Consider the following 19,599-nt stretch of genomic DNA (forward strand, 5'->3'; position numbering starts at 1 on the left):
CCGGTCAGTGCGCGAACGCCCCTCCGACTCCCGACTTCGCGCCGTGACGCCGATACCAGGCCGACCGCAGCGAGACGGCGATCGCCGAGCCGACGATCGCGACGCCCGAACCGAGCAGCACGGCGAGGGTGCCCTCGTCGGCGACCGCGGGCATGCCGGCGAACGCGAGTTCGTTCATGAGCAGCGACACGGTGAAGCCCACGCCGCCCAGGGCGCCGACGACGAGCAGGTCGACGACGGTCAGCGGCGTCGCGCCGGGCCGGCGTCGCGCGACGAGTCCGCCGAGTCCGCCGATCAGCGTGATGCCGATGACCTTGCCGACGGGCAGTGCCACGAGGATGCCCCAGAACGCGGGATCCAGCTCGCTCGGCCGCACCTGCGGGATCGCCACCATCGCCGCGGACAGGGCGAACAGCGGCAGGATCACGCCGTTGGACCACGGCTCGAGCGCGTGCGCGGCGCGACCGCCGGGGCGACGGCTCATCACGAGGCCGAGCGCGACGCCCGCGATCGTCGCGTGCACGCCCGACTGGTAGACGAAGTACCAGGCGACGACGCCGAGCACGATGAGCAGCAGCACGATCGGCCACTGCGGGCGGCGGGCGAGGATGTACGACGAGCGCGGCTTCATGAGCCGGCTCACGGCGCCGAACAGCGCGATCGCGATGCCCGCGAAGCCGAGCGCCGCGAGGTCGGCGTCGCTCGTGAAGAAGAACGCGATGATGAGGATCGCGATGAGGTCGTCGAGCACCGCGAGGGCGAGCAGGAACACGCGCACGCGCGTCGGGATCCACGTGCCGAACACCGCGAGCACGCCGAGCGCGAAGGCGATGTCGGTCGCCGTCGGGATCGGCCAGCCGTCGACCGTGTCGGTGCCGGCCGTGAACCCGACGTAGATGAGCGCCGGAACGATCACGCCGCCGACCGCCGCGATCGCCGGCAGCAGCGCCTTCGACAGCGAGTTCAGCTCGCCGATCACGAGCTCGCGCTTGAGCTCGACGGCGACGATGAAGAAGAAGATCGCGAGCAGCCCGTCGCTGATCCAATGCCCGAGCGACAGGTCGAGCCCGAGCCACGGCAGATCGAGGTGCTCGGTCTTGAGCTCGATCAGCGAGGGGCCGACGGGCGTGTTGGCGATGATGAGGCCGAGTGCGGCGGCGATGAGCAGCAGGGCGGCGGCCCAGCGTTCGGAGCGGAGGACGTTCATGCGGATCCTTCGGGGTACGACGTACGTGTGCTGCCGACCAGACTTCCCGGCTCTCCGCGTCGATCCTATCGGCGGGCCGCCCGCGACCGCGGCGCCGCACCGCGGTCGCCCGGCGGCGACGAGGGCGCGGCGGCCGCCGCCTAGGCTGACGGGATGCCCTTCTCGCTCTGGATCACGCTGCTCGTCGCGTGCCTCGTGATCAGCTTCACCCCCGGCGCGGGCGCCATCAACACGATGGGCAACTCGCTCAACCACGGCTTCCGCCGGTCGATCTGGGGCATCCTCGGCCAGCAGGCGGCCCTCGTCATCCACATCGCGATCGTGGCGCTCGGCGTCGGCGTGCTCGTCGCCTCGTCGGAGTTCGCGTTCAACGTGATCCGGTACGCCGGCGCCGCGTACCTCGTCTACCTCGGCATCCGGCAGATGCTCGCGAAGCCGACGCTCCCGGCCGATGACGACGACGAGACGGATGCCTCGGGCCGCGCGCTCGCCGCGACATCCGAGAGCCGCTGGTCGATGTTCCGCCGAGGGCTCTGGGTGAACCTCCTGAACCCGAAGGCCATCGTGTTCTTCCTGGCGTTCCTGCCGCAGTTCATCCGCCCGGGGGAGCCGCTCTGGGTGCAGTACCTCATCGTGACCGTGACGGTGATCACCGTCGACATCGCCGTCATGTGGGGGTTCTTCGCCGCCGCCGCGCACGGGTTCCGCCGGTTCACCCGCACCGCGCGCGGCCAGCGCACGCTCAACCTCGTGTTCGGCGGCCTCTTCATCGCGGTCGCGCTGCTGCTCGCGTTCGTGCACTGACCCGGGCGGGCGGGCACGGGCGGGCGGGGCACGCCCGCGAACGGGGCCGACCGGGCCCGCCCGGCATAGGCTGCCGGTATGAGCCAAGCCCACGCCGGTCTCGACGAACTCATCGCCACCGTCGCGCTGCTGCGCGCCCCGGGCGGTTGCCCGTGGGACGCCGACCAGACCCATGAGTCGCTCGTGCAGTACCTCGTCGAGGAATGCTGGGAGCTCATCGACGCCATCGAGGCGGGCGACCGCGCCGAGATGATCGAGGAGCTCGGCGACGTGCTCTACCAGGTGCTCTTCCACGCCGACATCGCAGCGCACACCGACGGCGAGCGGTTCGACATCGACGACGTCGCACGCCATATGACGGCCAAGATGGTGTCGCGGCACCCCCACGTGTTCGGCGACCGCGAGGCCGAGACGGCCGACGACGTCGTCGCGTTCTGGGAAGACCTGAAGGCCGACGAGAAGCCGCACCGCACGAGCGTGCTCGACGGCGTGCCGCGCGGCATGCCCGCGCTGGCGCTCGCGCAGAAGATGCTCGGGAAGGCCGAGAAGGCGGGCGTCACCGCCGCGGCGGTCGCGGATGCCTCGATCCCGGCGCCCGTCGCACCGGCGACCGAGCGCGAGCTCGGGCGGCTGCTCTTCGGTCTCGTCGCGTCGGCGCGTGCGCAGGGCCTCGACGCCGAGCGGGCGCTGCGCGGGGCCGTGCGCGCGTTCGAGGACGAGGTGCGACGCGCTGAGCGGGCGGACGCGGCAGAGGACCGGTCGGAGGCGCCGGGAGGCGCCGCCGCGGGCGGCTGAGCGGCACGGCGAATCGCACGGGCGGGATCGTCGATCGCGCCGACTGCCGTGCAGCACCTGGCCGGACGATCAGCCGAAGCCGAGCCCGTCGCGCCACGAGGGACGAGCCGGCCACCAGCCGAGCGACTTCGCGGTCGAGGCATCCGCCACCCGCGCGGGCCCGCGCGCGCTCGTCGCCGGCCGGCCGGAGAAGCCGGCGCGGGCCGCGAGCACGCCCGCCCAGTCGTCGAGCGGCGCGGGTTCGTCGTCGACCACGTCGACGATGCCGGCGGGCCAGTCGAGCGCCGCGACGACTGCCGACACCGCGTCGTCGACGTGGAGCCAGTTCGTGGTCTCGGCGATCGCGTCGACGCGCCCCTCGCCCGCCTTCGCGGTGAAGGCGCCGTCGGCGGCGTACCAGGTCCGCGGCCCGTACAGGAGCCCGAGCCGCAGCACGATGCCGTGCGGATGCGAGGCGACGGCGCGTTCGAGTGCTGCGACGGGCGCGTCGTCCGGGGCCCAGGAGATTCCCTCGGCGATCACCCGTCCGACGCCGGCCGCGCGGGCGGAATCGACGAGCGCGGGCGCGCCCTCCATCCGCAGGCGCGCGTTGGCCGCGTAGTCGAGCGCGGCGAGATCGGTCGCGAGGAAGACGATGGCGGTCGGGCGGGCCGCAGCGACGGCACGGTCGACCGACTCGCGGTCGAGCACGTCCAGCAGGAGCCCCGTCGCCCCGGCGGCCTCGATCACGGGGAGGCGCTCGGGGCTTCGACTCGTGCCGAACACCGTGCGCCCCTCCGCGACGAGCGCGCGCACCGCGGGCGCGCCGAGCACGCCGGTCGCGCCGACGACGAGCACCCGCTCGGCGCGGGTCACGCGATGCGGCTTCCCGCGGCGAGGCGCTTCGCGGGCACCTCCGTGCGCCTCCACGCCCAGGCGAGGGCGCCCGCGCCGAGCAGCAGGTGGATCGTGAGCCCGACGAACCACGAGGGCACCGAGCCGTCGTAGATCTCCCGAGGGGTCGGGGAGTCGTAGGGCGCGTAGCCCTTGGACGAGTACTCGCTGCACTCGTCGATGACGACCTCGGTCTCGGGCGCCTGCTGAGCCTGCCGCACGCCGACCGCGATCCAGCCGAACAGGTCGGTCGGGTTGCCGTCCTCGTCGAACGAGCCGGGCGCGGCGTCGGCGACGACGACGTACGGGTTGGCCGCGAGGAACCCCCAGACGAGGTCGAACCTGGGGGTCTGCTGCTCCCAGGTGTTCGGCGGCAGGCAGGGCACCTCCCCGCCGCCGGGGGCGAGCCCGTTCTCGTCGAGCTGCTGGTAGTCGACGCCGATGATCGTCTGCTTCACGGTCGTCTGCACCGCCGCCCCGCCGAGGCCGAACGCGATGAGCGTGCCGACCGACAGGGCCGCGACGACGAGGTAGGTGACGACGACGGAGAACAGCGGGCGCGTGACGAGGCCCGAGAGGCCGACGCCGATCGCGGCGATGATGCCGAGCTCGACCGCGAGCACGAGCACCGTGGTGATCACGGTGGCCGGCGAGACCTCGCCGAGCACGATGCCGAACGCGAGGAACGGCAGCGATGCGGCGAGGAACGCGAGCGCCGTCAGCCAGGCCGCCACCCACTTGCCGATCACGAGCTGCGCCGTCGTGACGAGCGTGACCTGCGTCGTCGCGAGCGTGCCCGCCTCGCGCTCGCCGTTGATCGCGTTGCCGCTGAGCGCGGGGGAGACGAGCGTGCCGAGCAGCAGCACGAAGAAGACGATCGTCGAGAAGACGCCGCCGCCGCCGGAGTCCCACGCGTTCGTCGCGATCACGACGAGGGCGGTGACGGCCGTCACGAGCACGACGAAGACGCCGAGCAGCACGTACCAGGCGATGCCGCGCACACGCTGCTTCAGGTCGAGCGTGACGATCAGCCACATGCCCCGCAGGAACCCGTTCATGCGTCGCCGTCCGATCGGTTGAGGTCGTGGAAGACGTGTTCGAGGTCGCCGACCGCAGGGGCGAACGACGAGATCGGCACCCCCGAGCCGACGAGGTGGGCGAGCATCTGAGCGGCGTCGGCCTCGCTCGCGAACGGCACGACGGCGCCGAACCGGTCGACCACGGAGACCTCGCCGTAGCCGGCGGCGCCGAGCACCGCGGCGAGGCGGTCGGGGTCGAGCGAGCGGACGCGCCAGTCGCGCGCCGTGCGGCCGGCCCGCGCGACCTCGTCGGGTGCGGCGGTCTCGCCGGCTGCGAGGTAGACCGCCGTGTCGGCCATCTCCTCGAGCTCGGCGAGCACGTGGCTCGAGACGATCACGGTCTTGCCCTCGTGCGCGAGGCGTCGAACGAGCTCGCGCAGCTCGGTGCGGGCGGCGGGGTCGAGTCCCGAGGCCGGCTCGTCGAGCAGCAGCACCTCGGGGTCGTGCACGAGGGCGCGCGCGAGGCTCAAGCGCTGCTTCTGGCCGCGGGAGAGCACCCGGGTCGGCTGGTCGGCGAGCGGCGTCAGCCCGACGAGCCCGATGAGCTCGTCGGCGCGGCGGGATGCCTCGTCGAACTCCATCCCGTACATCCGGCCGCTCGTCGTGAGTGCGGTCCTCACGTCGAGCGACGGCCACGAGCCCAGCGCGTCGGGCATCCAGCCCATGCGCCGTCGCACCTGGTGCGGCTCGGTGACGGGATCGTAGCCCGCGACCCGGATGCTGCCCGAGTCGGGGACCAGCAGGGTCGCGAGCATGAGCAGCAGCGTCGTCTTGCCCGCGCCGTTCGGCCCGATCAACCCGGCGACCGAGCCCTGCGCGACCTCGAAGCTCGCGTGCCGCACGGCGTGCACGTCGCCGAACGACCGGGCGACGCCCTCGACCGTGATGCCCGACATGCGGATCCCCCCTCCGGCGCCGCGGTGGTCGGCCGAGCGTCGTCCGGTCGAGTGTAGGGCGGGGTGCGGCCCGTGCGCGAGGGCGGCGCCGGAGGCGTTGCGAAGCCGTTGCGAACGAGAGCGGGCACGACCCGGTCGCCCGCGACTGGAAGAATGGGGCGCATGGCCCAGAACGTGACGCCCCCGCGCGGCATGCGCGACTTCCTCCCCGCCGAGAAGGCCCGACGCGAGCACGCCCTCGGCGTGATCCGCGGCGTCTACGCGGCGCACGGCTTCGACGAGATCGAGACGCCGGTCATGGAGGACTCGTCACGCCTGCACGCCGGACTCGGCGGCGACAACGAGAAGCTCGCCTTCGCCGTCATGAAGCGCGGGCTCACCCCCGACGACCTCGCCTCGGCCGCGGCATCCGGCGACGCCCTCGCACTGGCCGACCTCGGCCTGCGCTACGACCTGACCGTGCCGCTCGCGCGGTTCTACGCGACCCACCGCGCGGCGCTGCCGCCCGTGTTCCGCTCGATCCAGATCGCGCCCGTCTGGCGTGCCGAGCGCCCGCAGAAGGGGCGCTACCGCCAGTTCGTGCAGTGCGACATCGACGTCATCGGCGACGCGACCCCGCTCGCCGAGCTCGAGCTGCTGACCGCGACCGTCGCGACGCTCGACGCGCTCGGGCTCGCCGGCTGCACGATCCGCATCAACGACCGGCGCATCCTGCAGGGCATCCTCGCGTCGTGGGGCGTGCCCGACGACCTGCGCGAGCGTGCGCTCATCACGATCGACAAGCTCGACAAGATCGGGGTCGGGGGAGTGGCGAACGAGCTCGCCGAGCTCGGTGCGGTCACGGCCGACGCCGACGTCGCGACGGCCCTCGAGGGGCTCACGAGCGCCGACTGGCACCTGGCCGACGGCGTCGTGCCCCCGCCCGCATGGCTCGACGGCGCCGCGTACGCCGACCTGCTCGCCCTCCGCGACGCGATGCCCGAAGCGGCGATCGAGTTCGACCCGACCCTCGTGCGCGGCATGGGCTACTACACCGGCACGATCTTCGAGATCGCGCACCCCGAGCTCGGCTACTCGCTCGGCGGCGGAGGCCGCTACGACCACATGATCGGGCGGTTCCTCGGCCAGGAGGTGCCGGCGTGCGGCTTCTCCATCGGCTTCGAGCGCATCGTCGACCTGCTCGAGGTGCGCGACGACGCGCGCCCCCGTGCGGTCGTGCTCGTGCACGACGGGGACGTCCCCGCCGAGCGCCTCCTCGCGATCAAGGCCGAACTCGTGGCCTCCGGGTCGCGGGTGCGCCTCGAGCGTCGCGTGAAGAACCTGCGCGCCCTGCTCGACCGCGTCACCGCCGACGGGTTCGACGCGTTCGCGACCGTGAACGCCGAGGCGAACGGCGCGGCGTCGCTCGAGTTCCGCGAGCTCACGGCGTAGGGCGGCCGCGGGGAGTCACGCGGCGAGCACGAGACATCCTCGACCTCTAGACTTGGGCGCGGATCACGACGGCGTCGTCCACCAGTCACCCCCATCACAGAGGAGTCCACTGTGGCATTCATCGAAGCTGTAGGTGCGCGCGAGATTCTCGATTCGCGCGGCAACCCGACCGTCGAGGTCGAGGTGTTGCTCGACGACGGCACCCTCGCCCGCGCCGCGGTGCCCTCGGGCGCCTCGACCGGTGCCTTCGAGGCGTACGAGCTGCGCGACGGCGACGCCGACCGCTACCTCGGCAAGGGCGTGCAGAAGGCCGTCGACGCCGTGCTCGACGAGCTCGGCCCGGCCATCGAAGACCTCGACGCGAGCGACCAGCGCCTCGTCGACGCCGCCCTGATCGAGGCCGACGGCACCGACAACAAGAGCCGCCTCGGCGCGAACGCCATCCTCGGCGTCTCGCTCGCCGTGTCGAAGGCCGCCGCCGACTCGGCCGACCTGCCGCTGTTCCGCTACCTCGGCGGCCCGAACGCGCACGTGCTGCCCGTGCCGATGATGAACATCATCAACGGCGGTGCGCATGCCGACACCGGCGTCGACATCCAGGAGTTCATGATCCTCCCGGTCGGTGCGCCGACCTTCTCCGAGGGCCTGCGCTGGGGCGTCGAGACCTACCACGCGCTCAAGGGCCTGCTGAAGGCCAAGGGCCTCTCGACCGGCCTCGGCGACGAGGGCGGCTTCGCGCCCGACTTCGCGTCGAACCGCGACGCGCTCGACTTCATCTCGGAGGCGATCGGCAAGGCCGGCTTTACGCTCGGCACCGACATCGCGCTCGGCCTCGACGTCGCGTCGACCGAGTTCTTCGAGAACGGCGCCTACCGTTTCGAGGGCAAGGACCGCACGTCGGCCGAGATGAGCGCCTACTACGCCGAGCTCGCCGCCGCGTACCCGCTCGTGTCGATCGAAGACCCGCTCGCCGAGGACGACTGGGAGGGCTGGACCGCCCTCACCGCCGAGCTCGGCGGCAAGCTGCAGCTCGTGGGCGACGACCTGTTCGTCACGAACCCGAAGCGCCTCGCCGACGGCATCGGCAAGCACGCGGGCAACTCGATCCTCGTCAAGGTCAACCAGATCGGCACGCTGACCGAGACCCTCGACGCCGTGTCGCTCGCGCAGCGCTCGGGCTACACCGCGGTGCTCTCGCACCGTTCGGGCGAGACCGAGGACACGACGATCGCCGACCTCGCGGTCGCCACGAACGCGGGTCAGATCAAGACGGGCGCGCCCGCGAGGAGCGAGCGCGTGGCGAAGTACAATCAGCTTCTGAGGATCGAAGAAGAGCTCGGTGAGGCCGCGGTGTACGCCGGCCGCACGGCGTTCCCGCGCTTCACGGCGTGATCGCGTAGCGACATCGCGACGAGGGCGGCCGGGTGGCCGCCCCCGTCGTCCCATTCCGGGCCGTCATGAGGAGGGCGATGAACGGCGAGTCGTCCCGCACCCCCCGCAGGCCCGCGAACCCTGCCGGCTCGCGCGTGCCGAGGTCGAAGCCGAGGGCGGATGCCTCGGAGCCGGCGTCGTCGGCGAAGGGCCCGGCGTCCGACGCGGGCGAGGCGAAGCGCGCCCGGTCGAGCGCGAATTCCTCCCGGTCCGCCAAATCGTCGTCGACCGCGAAGCCGTCGAAGACGAGCACGCACGCCTCGTCCTCGAGTGCGAAGCCGAGGGGCGCCAAGCCCCGCTCCACCGCCTCCGCCGGCGCCGGTGCTGCGTCGGCGACGCGAGCCGGATGGCTCAGCGGCATCCGATTCTCAGGTTTCTCGCTGATCATGTTGGGCATACTCGTGCTCGCGGTCGTGGTGCTCGCGCCGACGATCGCGGCGTTCGCCCAGCAGCGTGCGCAGCTCGCAGAGCTCAAGGCCGCCGTCTCCGCGCAGGAGGAGGAGGTGCAGCGGCTCCGCGACGAGCGCGAGCGATGGAACGACGAGACGTTCATCGTCACGCAGGCGCGTGAACGGCTCTACTACGTGATGCCGGGCGAGGTGAGCTACCTCGTCATCGACGACCGCGACGCGGCCGCGAAGACCGACGAGACGACGGCCGTCTCAGCCGAAGTGACCGAATCGAAGGGCGACTGGATGCGCACCCTGCTCGACTCCGTGATGACCGCGGGGCTCGCGCCCGAAGCCGGCGCGACCGACGCGCCGGCGAGCGACGCCCCCGCGACGACGGCGCCGACCGGTGCACCCGCGACGGAGGACGGCCGATGACCCGCCCGCCCTTCGAACCCGTCACCGAGCGCGATCTCGCCGTCGTCTCCGCGCAGCTCGGCCGTCCGGCGCGCAATGTCGTCGGCATCGCCGCCCGCTGCGTCTGCGGCAATCCGACCGTGGTCGCGACGGCGCCGCGCCTGGCCGACGGCACGCCGTTCCCGACGTTCTACTACCTGTCGCACCCGGCCGCGACGGCCGCGATGTCGTTCCTCGAGGCCGGCCAGCTCATGGTCGAGTTCAGCGAGCTGCTCGCGAACGACGCCGAGGTGCGCGCCGGCTACGAGCAGGCCCACCGCGACTACCTCGCCGACCGCGAGGGTTTCGGCGACGTCCCCGAGATCGCCGGCATCTCCGCCGGCGGCATGCCGACCCGCGTGAAGTGCCTGCACGCGCTCGCGGCCCATGCGCTCGCCGCCGGCCCCGGCGCCAACCCGATCGGCGACCTCGCGCTCGCCCGGTCGAGCTGGTCGCCCGACGTCTGCAAGTGCCCCGACTACGGAGTCGACGAGGCATGACCCGCCCGAACCGCATCGCGCGCGCGCGTGCGACCGCCGCGACGTCGGCGGTCGCCGTCGTCGCGGCCGTCGCCGTCGCGCTCGGCGGCGCGGCACCCGCGCATGCCGACACCGTGCGCGACTACGAGTACTGGCTCGGCGACTACGGCTTCACGACGGCCTGGTCGACGACGCAGGGCAAGGGCGTCACGGTCGCGATCATCGACACGGGAGTGAACGGCAACGTCACCGAGCTCCGGGGCGTCGTCAAGGGCGGCACGGATGTCTCGGGCCTCGGCAGTCCCGACGGCCAGACGCCGGTCGGCGACCCCGACGAGAGCGCCCACGGCACGATGGTCGCCTCCCTCCTCGCCGGCCGCGGCACGGGCGAGGGCAACGGCGTGATCGGCGTCGCGCCCGAGGCCGACCTGTTGACGGTGTCGGTCGCGTTCGGCCAGGACACGGGGGCCGCGAAGTCGAACGACGAGCAGATCGCCGAGGGCGTCAAGTGGGCCGTCGACAACGGGGCCGACGTCATCAACATGTCGCTCACCCGCAACACCCGCGACTGGCCCGAGAGCTGGGACGACGCGTTCACCTACGCCTTCGAGCACGACGTCGTCGTCGTCGCCGCGGCCGGCAACCGCGGGAACGGCACGACCGAGGTCGGTGCGCCGGCGACCATCCCCGGCGTCCTCGCGGTCGCGGGCGTCGACAAGGAGAAGAACGCGAGCCTCGACGCGAGCTCCCAGGGCATCACGCTCGGGGTCGCCGCACCGAGCGAAGACCTCGTCGGCGTGCGGCCCGACGGTCGCGTCGCGATCTGGAGCGGCACGAGCGGCGCGGCGCCCCTCGTCTCGGGGCTCGTCGCACTCGTCCGCGCCGAGTACCCCGACCTCGATGCGGCCAACGTGATCAACCGCGTCATCCAGACCGCCGACCCCGACGGGCACGAGGTGCCCAGCCCGCTGTACGGCCACGGGCTCATCGATCCCGTCGCAGCGCTCGAGGCCGACGTCGAGCCGGTCGACGCGAACCCGCTCGGCAGCCTCGAGGAGTGGATCACCATCCACCGCCGAGCCACGTCGACGACGCCGACCCCCGAGGCGACCGAACAGCAGATCGTACCGATCGCCGACCCGCCGCCGCCCGCCGACGAGGGCACGGCGACCATGCTGCCGACGCCGTGGACGCTCGCCTACATCACCGTGCCGCTCTCGTTGGTCGCAGGATTTGGTACGCTAGCAGCGCTGTTGGGCATCGGCGCCATTCGGCACACCAGGCGAGCGGTACGCACGCGCGACCACTGATCGCGCGCACCGGGTCGCATCCACCAGATACTGAGGAGTCCATTCACCGTGCCCAAGATTCTCATCGTCGGCGGTGGCTATGCGGGGTTCTACACGGCGTGGAAGCTCGAGAAGTGGCTGCGTCCCGGCGAGGCCGAGGTGACGGTCGTCGACCCGCTGCCGTACATGACGTACCAGCCCTTCCTGCCCGAGGTCGCAGCCGGGTCGATCGAGGCGCGCCACTCGGTCACCTCGCACCGCCGCCACCTCAAGAAGACCAACGTCGTCACCGCGAAGGTCACCAAGATCGACCACGCGTCGAAGACGGCGACCATCACCCCCGAGCTCGGTGAGCCCTGGGAGTTCGAGTACGACGTCGTCGTCGTCACGGGCGGCGCCGTCTCGCGCACCTTCCCGATCCCCGGCATCGCCGACAACGCGATCGGCCTGAAGACCGTCGAAGAGGCCGTCGCGATCCGCGACCGCGTGCTCACGAACTTCGACAAGGCCTCGAACCTCCCGCCCGGGCCCGAGCGCGAGCGCCTGCTCACGTTCGTCGTCGTCGGCGGCGGCTTCGCCGGCATCGAGGTGTTCGCCGAGCTCCGCTCGTTCGCGAGCGCACTGCTCGAGTACTACCCGCAGCTCACCTTCGACGAGACGCACTTCCACCTCATCGAGGCGATGGGCCGCATCATGCCCGAGGTCTCGCTGCCGACGAGCCACTGGGTCATCAAGCACCTCGCCCAGCGCGGCGCCGAGATCCACCTCGACACGCAGCTCACGAGCGCCGTCGACGGCAAGATCGAGCTGTCGACCGGCGAGAGCTTCGAGAGCGACCTCATCGTGTGGACCGCCGGCGTGATGGCGAACCCCGCCATCGTCCGCTCGAGCGACCTGCCCGTCGAAGAGCGCGGCCGCATCAAGACCCGCGCCGACCTGCGGGTCGGCGGCGAAGACGACGACGAGATCGTCGCTGACGCCTGGGCGGCCGGCGACATCTCGGCCGTGCCCGACCTCACCGGCGGCGGCGTCGGCGGCTACTGCGTGCCGAATGCGCAGCACGCCGTGCGCCAGGGCAAGCTGCTCGCGAAGAACATCGTCGCCGTGCTGCGCGGTGAAGAGCCCAAGAACTACGTGCACAAGAACCTGGGTGCCGTCGCCGGCCTCGGCATCGGCTCGGGTGTGTTCCAGTCGGGCAAGCTCGCGATCAAGGGCTTGCTCGCATGGTTCGCCCACCGCGGCTACCACGGCCTGGCCATGCCCAGCTGGGAGCGCAAGTTCCGCGTCTTCTGGGGCTGGTGGAACAACTTCTGGCTCGGTCGCGACATCGTGTCGCTCTCGGCACTGCAGCAGCCGCGCGCACAGTTCGAGGCGTTCGCCGCGCGTCCGAAGCCGCCGGCCGCCGAGGCCCCTGCACCGGCCGCCGACGCGAAGGCCGCGGCGAAGGCCAAGCCGGCGAAGTCGGCCGAGAAGGAGCCCGTCGCCGCCAAGTAGCGGTACGGTCGTGACTATGCTGTGACGCGGCGTCGCCCCTCGGGGCGGCGCCGCGTTCTGCGTCTGCGCGCACAACGCCCCCATAGCCCAACCGGCAGAGGCAGGCGGCTTAAACCCGCTCAAGTCTGGGTTCGAATCCCAGTGGGGGCACCTGCGGCACCGGCGGCAGGCGGCGCTGGGTCCTCGGCCCAAGCTCAAGTCTGGGTTCGAGTCCCAGTGGGGGCACCGGGCACGGGCGCGGGGCACCGGGCACGGGCACGACGACACGAGCGCCGGTCACCGGCGCTCGACGATGTCGGTCGCGAGGGGTTCACTGGAGCCATGGGCGACCCTGAGACGACCAGGTACGCGATCGATGCGGTGACGGCACTGCGTCTCATCCGCGACGGGCGGAATGCCGAGGCGACGCACCCGTTCGTCGCACCGTCCCTCATCCGCAGCCACGCGATGTCGCTGCTCTACCGCGAGGTGCGCGACGGCCGGCTCGACGAGCGCGACGCACGCACTGCTCTCGAGGGCCTCGCCTCGCTCCGCATGCGGCTCCTGGGCGATCGCGTCTCACGAGCGACCGCCTGGCGGCTGGCACGACAGCTCGACCTCGAAGATCCGTCGCTCGCCGAGTACCTCGCGGTCGCGACGCTGCAGGCCGACGTCCTGGTCGCCGGCGACGAGCGGGTGGCCGCTGCCGCGGCCGGCATCGTGCCGCTCGCCACCTACGACACGCTCGGCGTCACTCGAATCGAATGATGCGCGCTCGGTCGGGGCAGGAGTAGCTTCGAGGCATCCTCGCGCGCGACGGTCTCGCGGAGTGACGAAAGGGCACGCCAATGAACAGTTTCTGGGACTTCCTCGTCTGGCTTTTCTGGATCTACATCATGATCGCGTGCATCTGGATCTTCATCACGATCATCATCGACATCTTCCGCGACCACACGCTCAACGGCTGGGCGAAGGCGCTCTGGGTCGTCTTCCTGGTGTTCCTGCCGTTCCTCGCCGCGTTCATCTACCTGATCGCACGGGGCCGGTCGATGTCGGAGCGTCGGATGCAGGAGCAGGCGGACGCGCAGGCGCAGGCCAACGCGTACATCCGTAGCGTCGCGGGGGCCGGCGGCAGCTCGGCGGCCGCCGACATCGAGAAGGCCAAGGGCCTGCTCGACTCGGGTGCGATCTCCCAGGCCGAGTACGACCAGCTGAAGGCCAAGGCGCTCGCCGGCTGACGAACACGATCGAAACGGCGGCGGTCGAGCACGAAGGTGCGCGACCGCCGCCGTTCTGCGTGGTGTGCCGCCGCCAGTCGCCGCGGATCACTCCATCAGGTCGAGTNGGCACGAAGGTGCGCGGCCGCCGCCGTTCTGCGTGGTGTGCCGCCGCCAGTCGCCGCGGATCACTCCATCAGGTCGAGTCGACGCAGGATCAGGCCCTCGCGCAGGGCCCAGGGCGAGACATCCAGCTCGGAGACGTCGAAGGCGCGCATCGCCTCGGACAGCACCACCGCACCCGCCACGATCTGGAACGTGCGGTCGGCCGTGATGCCCGGCAGTGCTGGACGTGCGTCCGCGGGGATGCGGGCGAGTCGGGGGATCCAGTCGTCGAGGCCCTTGCGCCGCAGGATGCTGCGCTCATCGGAACCGACGCCGTCCTCCGTCCAGCCGGCCAGGCGCGCGAGCGAGCGGATCGTCTTCGACGAGCCGACGACATGGTCGGGGGAGGAGAGACCCGCGAAGTCGGCGACCGCTCCCGCGAGCACGGCGCGCGCGTGCTCGCGCAGTCGATCGACCTGATCGCTCGAGGGCGGATCGTCGGGCAGGAAGGCCACGGTCGACCGCCCGGCGCCGAGCGGCAGCGATCGCGCCACGTCGGGCACCTCGTCGCTGCCCTGGGCGATCTCGAGCGAGCCGCCGCCGATGTCGAAGAGCAGCATGCGGCCGGCCGACCAGCCGAACCACCGCCGCACCGCGAGGAAGGTGAGGCGGGCCTCGTCGTCACCGCTCAGCACGGCGAGCCGCACGCCCGTCTCGCGCTCGACGAGATCGAGCACGTGTTCGCCGTTCGCAGCCTCCCGGATCGCCGAGGTCGCGAAGGCGAGCAACTCGTCGATGCCGGCCTCGCGCGCCGCCTTCGCGGCGTCGCCGACCGATGAGAGGATCGCCGCGACGCCCTCGGCGCTGATCGCGCCATCTGGCTCGAGGTAGCGCATCAGGCGGAGCACCGACTTGTGCGACGCGGTCGGGATCGGCCGAGCGCCCGGGTGGGCGTCGACCACGAGCAGGTGCACGGTATTCGAACCGACGTCGAGAACCCCGAGGCGCATGATGCGAGCGTAGCGCCCGGCGTGGCGATCTCTGTCCCGATGCTGCATACTGTTGCAACTGGGTCAATTGTCCCAGTCACGGTCGGCGCATCGCTGCGCGCCGTGCCCCGCGAAGGAGCAGGAGAACGCGATGACGCGGATGTCGGCGGCCGAGCGCCGCGCAGCGCTCACCGAGGCCGCGCTGCGCGTGGTCTCCCGCGAAGGGCTCGCGCAAGCGACGACCCGCGCGATCGTCGCCGAGGCAGGCATGAGCCTCGCAAGCTTCCACTACGCCTTCGAATCACGCGACGAGCTCATCGACGAGCTCATCGGCGTCGTGGTCGCCCGGGAGCGGAAGGCCATCGCGGTCGACGAACTCGCTGCTGCCGCCGAGCAGGGCGCGAGCCTGGGCGATCTCCTCGAAGCGGGCATGCTGCGATACTTCGAGCACCTGCGCGAGGACCCCGAGCACGAGCAGGCGATGCTCGAGCTCACCCAGTACGCCCTCCGCTCGCCCGAGCGGCACCCGCTCGCGATCGCGCAGTACGCGCGCTACGTCGACCTCCTCGTCGAGGCGCTCGCCGCCGCCGCCGAGCTCACCGGCACGACGTGGCGCCTGCCCGTCGACCAGGTCGCCCGCGTGCTCGTCGCGTTCAGCGACGGCCTCACCATCACCTGGCTCGTCGACCGCGATGACGCGGCCGCGGCCCGCGTCGCGGCGGCCGCCGCCGACGCCGTCTCGAGAATGGCAGACCCCCGATGACCCGCATCGACCCGGCCGCCCCCCGCGGGGCCGGCCCCGAGGCCCCCGCCGCCTTCGCCGAGCCCACGCGTCGCGTCGGCGCCGGCTGGATCGCGTCGTTCGCGACCGTCTGGCTCGGTATCTGGATGGCGCAGCTCACCCCCGTCCAGCTGCTGCTGCCCGCGCAGATCGACGCCGAGCTGCAGCCCGAGCACTGGGTCGACTCGGTCGTCGCGTTCGGAACGGTCTCGGGGATCGCCGCGGTCGCGACGATCATCGCCTACCCCCTGACCGGCGCGCTCTCCGACCGCACGACGAGCCGGTTCGGCCGTCGCCGGCCGTGGATCCTCATCGGCGCGCTCGTCTTCGCCGCCTCGCTCGTGCTCCTCGGCTGGCAGACCGAGATGTGGGCCATCGGCGCGGCATGGGTCGCGGCATCCGTCGGGTTCTGCATCATGACCGCCGCGCTCACCGCGACGATCTCCGACCAGGTGCCGGTCAACCAACGCGGCTTCGTCTCGGGGTGGATGTCTGCGCCGCAGGCGGTGGGCATCATCGTCGGGCTCATCCTCGTGACCGAGCTCGTGACCGACGCCGAACTCGGCTACCTGCTGCTCGCGGTGCTGCTCGTCGTGCTCGCCGTGCCCTTCCTGACTCGGCACGACGAGCCGCTCGAGCGCGCCCTGCGCACCCCGATGACACCCCGGAGCGTCATCGCGGGGTTCTGGATCAGCCCGCGGAAGCACCCCGACTTCGGCTGGACGCTGCTCAGTCGCGTGCTGGTCTCGACCGGCAACGCGCTCGGCACGAGCCTGCTGCTCTACTTCCTCATGTTCCAGCTGAACGACCAGCACGCCGAGGACGACCTCATCGTGCTGACGCTCGTCTACATGGTGTTCGTGATCCTCGCCTCGCTCGTGGGCGGCCGGCTCTCCGACCGTCTCGGACGCCGCAAGCAGTTCGTGTTCGTCGCCTCGGCGTTGCAGGGCGTCGCCGCGCTGCTGCTCGCGCTCTTCCCCGATCTCACGGTCGCCATGGTCGCCGCCGGCATGCTCGGCCTCGGGTACGGCTGCTTCCTCTCCGTCGACCAGGCCCTTGCGACGCAGGTGCTGCCCGACGCCGCCAGTCGAGGCAAGGACCTCGGCATCATGAACATCGCCTCGGCCGTGCCGCAGGCGGTCGCCCCCATGATCGGTGCGGCCGCGGTCGTCGTCTCCGGCTCGTTCATGCTCGTCTTCCTCCTCGGTGCGGCGCTCTCGACCGCCGGGGCGTTCGCGGTCGCGCGGGTGCGGAGCGTGCGCTGATGGCCGGCCTCGACCTGCGCAAGACCGGCACCCCGGCCGCGGATGCCTCGAGCTGGCGCCGTCCGGCGGAGTACTGGCCGCGGCTGACCGAGGCGACGCGCCATCTCGACGCCCCCGTCGGCGCGCTCCACCTCGGCGCCCTGCGGCACAACGCCCTCGACATGCTGCGGCGCGCCAACGGCACGCCGATCCGCGTCGCGTCGAAGTCGGTGCGCGTGCGGGGCGTCGTCGAGGCCCTGCTCGCGATGCCCGGTTACCGGGGCGTGCTCGCGTACACGCTCGCCGAGGCGCTCTGGCTCGCGGACACCGTGGACGACGTCGTGGTCGGCTACCCGACCGCCGAGCGGGGCGGCATCAGGCGACTCGCGACCGACCCCGACTTCGCCGCGCGGGTCACGCTCATGGTCGACTCGCCGGCGCAGCTCGACCTCGTCGACTCCGTGCTGCCGCCCGGCCGGCGCGAGCGCATCCGGGTCTGCCTCGAGCTCGACGCCTCCTGGGACGCCCCGGTGCTCGGCCACCTCGGCGTGCGCCGGTCGCCCGTGCACGAGCCCGCCGACGCGGGTGCGCTCGCCGCGTACATCGCGAAGCGGCCGGGCTTCGAGCTCGTCGGCATGATGTCGTACGAGGCGCAGATCGCAGGCGTCGTGAACCGCCCAGAGGGGCGCCCCGTCGACGGAGCGGTCAACCGCTGGATGCAGTCGCGCTCGATGCCCGAACTCCTCGAGCGCCGCGCCCGCGCCGTCGCGGCGGTGCGCGAGGTCGCCGACCTCGAGTTCGTCAACGGCGGCGGCACGGGCTCGCTCGAGCGGACCTCGGCCGATGCGTCGGTGACCGAGATCGCCGCGGGCTCGGGTCTCTTCGGCGGGCACCTCTTCGACGGCTACGAGCACTTCACGCCGGCGCCGGCGGCCGCCTTCGCGCTCGACGTGGTGCGACGCCCGAGCGCGAAGCACGCGACGATCCTCGGCGGAGGCTGGATCGCCTCGGGGCCGCCCGCGGCCGACCGGCTGCCGCGCATCGTGTGGCCGGAGGGGCTCGTGATGGAGCCCCGCGAGATGGCGGGCGAGGTGCAGACCCCGGTGTCGGGCCGCGCCGCTCGCTCGCTCGCCGTCGGCGACCGCGTCTGGTTCCGGCACACCAAGTCGGGCGAGCTCGCCGAGCACCTGAACGAGTTCGCCGTCGTCGACGGCGACGACACCGTGGCGATGATCCCGACGTACCGGGGAGAAGGGATGGCGTTCCTGTGACCGCGACCGGAGCAACCTGGCGCAACTGGGGCCGGACGGAGGCGGTGCGGCCGCTGCGCGTCGAACGACCCGACTCGCCCGAGGCGGTGCAGCGCGCCGTGCAGGCCGCGGCTGCGGCGGGCCTGCGCATCAAGCCCGTCGGCTCGGGGCACAGCTTCACCGGCATCGCGGTCGCGCCCGGTGTGCAGCTCGACCTCGCCGACCTCTCGGGCGTCATCGACGCCGATGTCGCGACCGGACGGGTGACGCTCGGCGCAGGAACCCCGCTGCACCGGCTGCCGGCGCTGCTCGCACCCTACGGCCTCGCACTCGCCAACATGGGCGACATCGACAAGCAGACGATCGCCGGTGCCACGTCGACCGGTACCCACGGCACCGGGCTCGGCTTCGGCGGCCTCGCGACGCAGATCGTCGCCGCGAAGCTCGTCACCGGCACGGGCGAGCTCGTCACCGTGAGCGAGACCGAGCATCCCGAGCTGCTGCCCGCGGTGCGCCTCGGGCTCGGCGCCCTCGGCGTGCTCGTCGAGGTGACCCTGCAGCTCGTGCCGCGCTTCGTGCTGCACGCGATCGAGCGGCCCGAGCCGCTCACCGACGTGCTCGACGGGTGGCTGCAGCGCGTGCGCGCCGTCGACCACTTCGAGTTCTACTGGCATCCGCACACCGAGGTCGCGATGACCAAGACGAACACGCGGCTCCCGGGCGACGCCCCGCGGAAGCCGCTCGGTCGCGTCTCGCGCTGGCTCGACGACGAGCTGCTCGCGAACGGCGTCTTCCGCGGAGTCTGCGCGCTCGGCACGGCCGCGCCCGGCGTCATCCCGTTCTTCGCGCGCCAGGTCGAGCGGCTGCAGAGCGGGCGGGACTTCGCCGACTTCTCGCCCTCGGTGTTCGTCACGAACCGCACCGTGCGCTTCCGCGAGATGGAGTACGCGATCCCGCTCGCCGACGTGCCCGACGCCCTCCGCGAGGTGCGGGCGCTCATCGAGCGGAAGGGCTGGCGCATCAGCTTCCCGATCGAGGTCCGCGCGGCCGCGGCCGACGAGAACTGGCTCTCGACGGCCCACGGGCGCGAGTCTGGCTACATCGCCGTGCACCGCTACTTCCGCGAGGACGAGCGCGAGTACTTCGCCGCCGTCGAGGCGATCATGCGCGATCACGGCGGACGCCCGCACTGGGGCAAGATGCACACGCAGACCGCCGAGACACTGCGCGAGGTGTACCCGCGCTTCGACGACTTCCTCGCGGTTCGCGACGAGCTCGACCCCGAGCTGCGGTTCGCGAACCCCTACCTCGACCGGGTGCTCGGCACGACACCGGGCGGCACCCGCCCGACCGGCGCAGCACGACGGGACGCGGCGAACCCCTGATCCTCGACGCAGTGAGGGCGGGTGCC

The 19,599-nt window shown here is 72.1% G+C and carries 20 protein-coding genes and 1 tRNA gene; 15 read left to right on the top strand and 6 right to left on the bottom strand.

What is annotated here, in order from left to right; translation table 11 throughout:
* Positions 1 to 4 precede the first annotated feature (4 nt).
* On the bottom strand, positions 5 to 1,207 hold the full coding sequence (locus tag PX701_RS04640) for a Na+/H+ antiporter NhaA (RefSeq protein ID WP_231430363.1): 1,203 nt from the start codon (positions 1,205 to 1,207) through the stop codon (positions 5 to 7).
* A 153-nt stretch (positions 1,208 to 1,360) separates the two neighbouring features.
* Here PX701_RS04640 and PX701_RS04645 point away from each other — a divergent pair, with 153 nt between their 5' ends.
* Positions 1,361 to 2,011, top strand: coding sequence for a LysE family transporter (locus PX701_RS04645; protein WP_275505629.1), 651 nt, complete (start codon positions 1,361 to 1,363; stop codon positions 2,009 to 2,011).
* Positions 2,012 to 2,089: 78 nt separating this feature from the next.
* Positions 2,090 to 2,806, top strand: a complete 717-nt coding sequence (locus PX701_RS04650) for a nucleoside triphosphate pyrophosphohydrolase (protein WP_275505630.1) — start codon at positions 2,090 to 2,092, stop codon at positions 2,804 to 2,806.
* A gap of 69 nt (positions 2,807 to 2,875) precedes the next feature.
* Here PX701_RS04650 and PX701_RS04655 read toward each other — a convergent pair whose 3' ends face one another.
* Genes PX701_RS04655 through PX701_RS04665 form a run of 3 tightly spaced genes read right to left on the bottom strand, consistent with a single transcriptional unit; the run spans position 2,876 to position 5,654 of the window.
* Complete coding sequence (locus PX701_RS04655; RefSeq protein WP_231430367.1) at positions 2,876 to 3,661, bottom strand: NAD-dependent epimerase/dehydratase family protein; 786 nt, start codon at positions 3,659 to 3,661, stop codon at positions 2,876 to 2,878.
* The gene (locus PX701_RS04660; protein ID WP_275505631.1) at positions 3,658 to 4,737 is read right to left on the bottom strand and encodes an ABC transporter permease; all 1,080 of its coding nucleotides are present in this window, start codon (positions 4,735 to 4,737) and stop codon (positions 3,658 to 3,660) included. The genes PX701_RS04655 and PX701_RS04660 overlap by 4 nt, the downstream gene beginning before the upstream one ends.
* Positions 4,734 to 5,654 (bottom strand): ABC transporter ATP-binding protein, encoded by a 921-nt coding sequence (locus tag PX701_RS04665; RefSeq protein WP_231430369.1) that lies wholly within the window; start codon positions 5,652 to 5,654, stop codon positions 4,734 to 4,736. Before PX701_RS04665 ends, PX701_RS04660 begins: the two co-directional genes overlap by 4 nt.
* A gap of 162 nt (positions 5,655 to 5,816) precedes the next feature.
* On the opposite strand from PX701_RS04665, the gene hisS reads away from it, so the two are divergent.
* Together hisS and eno are read left to right on the top strand one after the other, a co-directional pair.
* The gene (gene hisS, locus PX701_RS04670; protein WP_275505632.1) at positions 5,817 to 7,085 is read left to right on the top strand and encodes a histidine--tRNA ligase; all 1,269 of its coding nucleotides are present in this window, start codon (positions 5,817 to 5,819) and stop codon (positions 7,083 to 7,085) included.
* Between the two features lie 111 nt (positions 7,086 to 7,196).
* A complete protein-coding gene (gene eno, locus PX701_RS04675) occupies positions 7,197 to 8,477 on the top strand; it encodes a phosphopyruvate hydratase (protein ID WP_275505633.1) in 1,281 nt (426 codons plus the stop codon).
* On the opposite strand, the gene PX701_RS04680 is transcribed toward eno, so the two are convergent.
* Complete coding sequence (locus PX701_RS04680; RefSeq protein WP_275505634.1) at positions 8,467 to 8,904, bottom strand: hypothetical protein; 438 nt, start codon at positions 8,902 to 8,904, stop codon at positions 8,467 to 8,469. The genes eno and PX701_RS04680 overlap by 11 nt on opposite strands.
* Here PX701_RS04680 and PX701_RS04685 point away from each other — a divergent pair.
* The 7 genes from PX701_RS04685 (at position 8,903) to PX701_RS04715 (ending at position 13,840) form a co-directional block, all read left to right on the top strand.
* Positions 8,903 to 9,343 (top strand): FtsB family cell division protein, encoded by a 441-nt coding sequence (locus PX701_RS04685; RefSeq protein WP_231430375.1) that lies wholly within the window; start codon positions 8,903 to 8,905, stop codon positions 9,341 to 9,343. The genes PX701_RS04680 and PX701_RS04685 overlap by 2 nt on opposite strands.
* A complete protein-coding gene (locus PX701_RS04690; RefSeq protein ID WP_231430377.1) occupies positions 9,340 to 9,861 on the top strand; it encodes a DUF501 domain-containing protein in 522 nt (173 codons plus the stop codon). Before PX701_RS04685 ends, PX701_RS04690 begins: the two co-directional genes overlap by 4 nt.
* On the top strand, positions 9,858 to 11,150 hold the full coding sequence (locus tag PX701_RS04695) for a S8 family serine peptidase (RefSeq protein ID WP_275505635.1): 1,293 nt from the start codon (positions 9,858 to 9,860) through the stop codon (positions 11,148 to 11,150). The genes PX701_RS04690 and PX701_RS04695 overlap by 4 nt, the downstream gene beginning before the upstream one ends.
* Before the next feature lie 48 nt (positions 11,151 to 11,198).
* Positions 11,199 to 12,623 (top strand): NAD(P)/FAD-dependent oxidoreductase, encoded by a 1,425-nt coding sequence (locus tag PX701_RS04700; RefSeq protein ID WP_275505636.1) that lies wholly within the window; start codon positions 11,199 to 11,201, stop codon positions 12,621 to 12,623.
* Between the two features lie 76 nt (positions 12,624 to 12,699).
* Positions 12,700 to 12,773 (top strand) — tRNA-Leu (locus PX701_RS04705).
* Positions 12,774 to 12,944: 171 nt separating this feature from the next.
* On the top strand, positions 12,945 to 13,370 hold the full coding sequence (locus PX701_RS04710; RefSeq protein ID WP_275505637.1) for a type II toxin-antitoxin system VapC family toxin: 426 nt from the start codon (positions 12,945 to 12,947) through the stop codon (positions 13,368 to 13,370).
* Between the two features lie 80 nt (positions 13,371 to 13,450).
* Positions 13,451 to 13,840 (top strand): SHOCT domain-containing protein, encoded by a 390-nt coding sequence (locus PX701_RS04715; protein WP_231430382.1) that lies wholly within the window; start codon positions 13,451 to 13,453, stop codon positions 13,838 to 13,840.
* Positions 13,841 to 14,007: 167 nt separating this feature from the next.
* Here the strand turns inward: PX701_RS04715 and PX701_RS04720 are convergent, their stop codons facing one another.
* Positions 14,008 to 14,934, bottom strand: coding sequence for a Ppx/GppA phosphatase family protein (locus tag PX701_RS04720; protein WP_275505638.1), 927 nt, complete (start codon positions 14,932 to 14,934; stop codon positions 14,008 to 14,010).
* A 130-nt stretch (positions 14,935 to 15,064) separates the two neighbouring features.
* Here PX701_RS04720 and PX701_RS04725 point away from each other — a divergent pair, with 130 nt between their 5' ends.
* The 4 genes from PX701_RS04725 to PX701_RS04740 are packed head-to-tail and all read left to right on the top strand — an operon-like array spanning position 15,065 to position 19,573.
* Positions 15,065 to 15,676, top strand: coding sequence for a TetR/AcrR family transcriptional regulator (locus PX701_RS04725; protein WP_231430385.1), 612 nt, complete (start codon positions 15,065 to 15,067; stop codon positions 15,674 to 15,676).
* Positions 15,673 to 16,959, top strand: a complete 1,287-nt coding sequence (locus PX701_RS04730) for an MFS transporter (protein WP_275505639.1) — start codon at positions 15,673 to 15,675, stop codon at positions 16,957 to 16,959. Before PX701_RS04725 ends, PX701_RS04730 begins: the two co-directional genes overlap by 4 nt.
* Entirely contained in the window at positions 16,959 to 18,209 is a 1,251-nt protein-coding gene (locus tag PX701_RS04735; RefSeq protein ID WP_275505640.1) for an alanine racemase, read from the top strand. Before PX701_RS04730 ends, PX701_RS04735 begins: the two co-directional genes overlap by 1 nt.
* Positions 18,206 to 19,573 carry a D-arabinono-1,4-lactone oxidase gene (locus tag PX701_RS04740; RefSeq protein ID WP_275505641.1) on the top strand — a complete coding sequence of 456 codons (1,368 nt, stop codon included), beginning with the start codon at positions 18,206 to 18,208 and terminating at the stop codon, positions 19,571 to 19,573. The genes PX701_RS04735 and PX701_RS04740 overlap by 4 nt, the downstream gene beginning before the upstream one ends.
* Positions 19,574 to 19,599: the final 26 nt, after the last annotated feature.

Origin of the sequence: Agromyces chromiiresistens, assembly GCF_029167465.1 — a bacterium.
GTDB lineage: Bacteria > Actinomycetota > Actinomycetes > Actinomycetales > Microbacteriaceae > Agromyces > Agromyces chromiiresistens.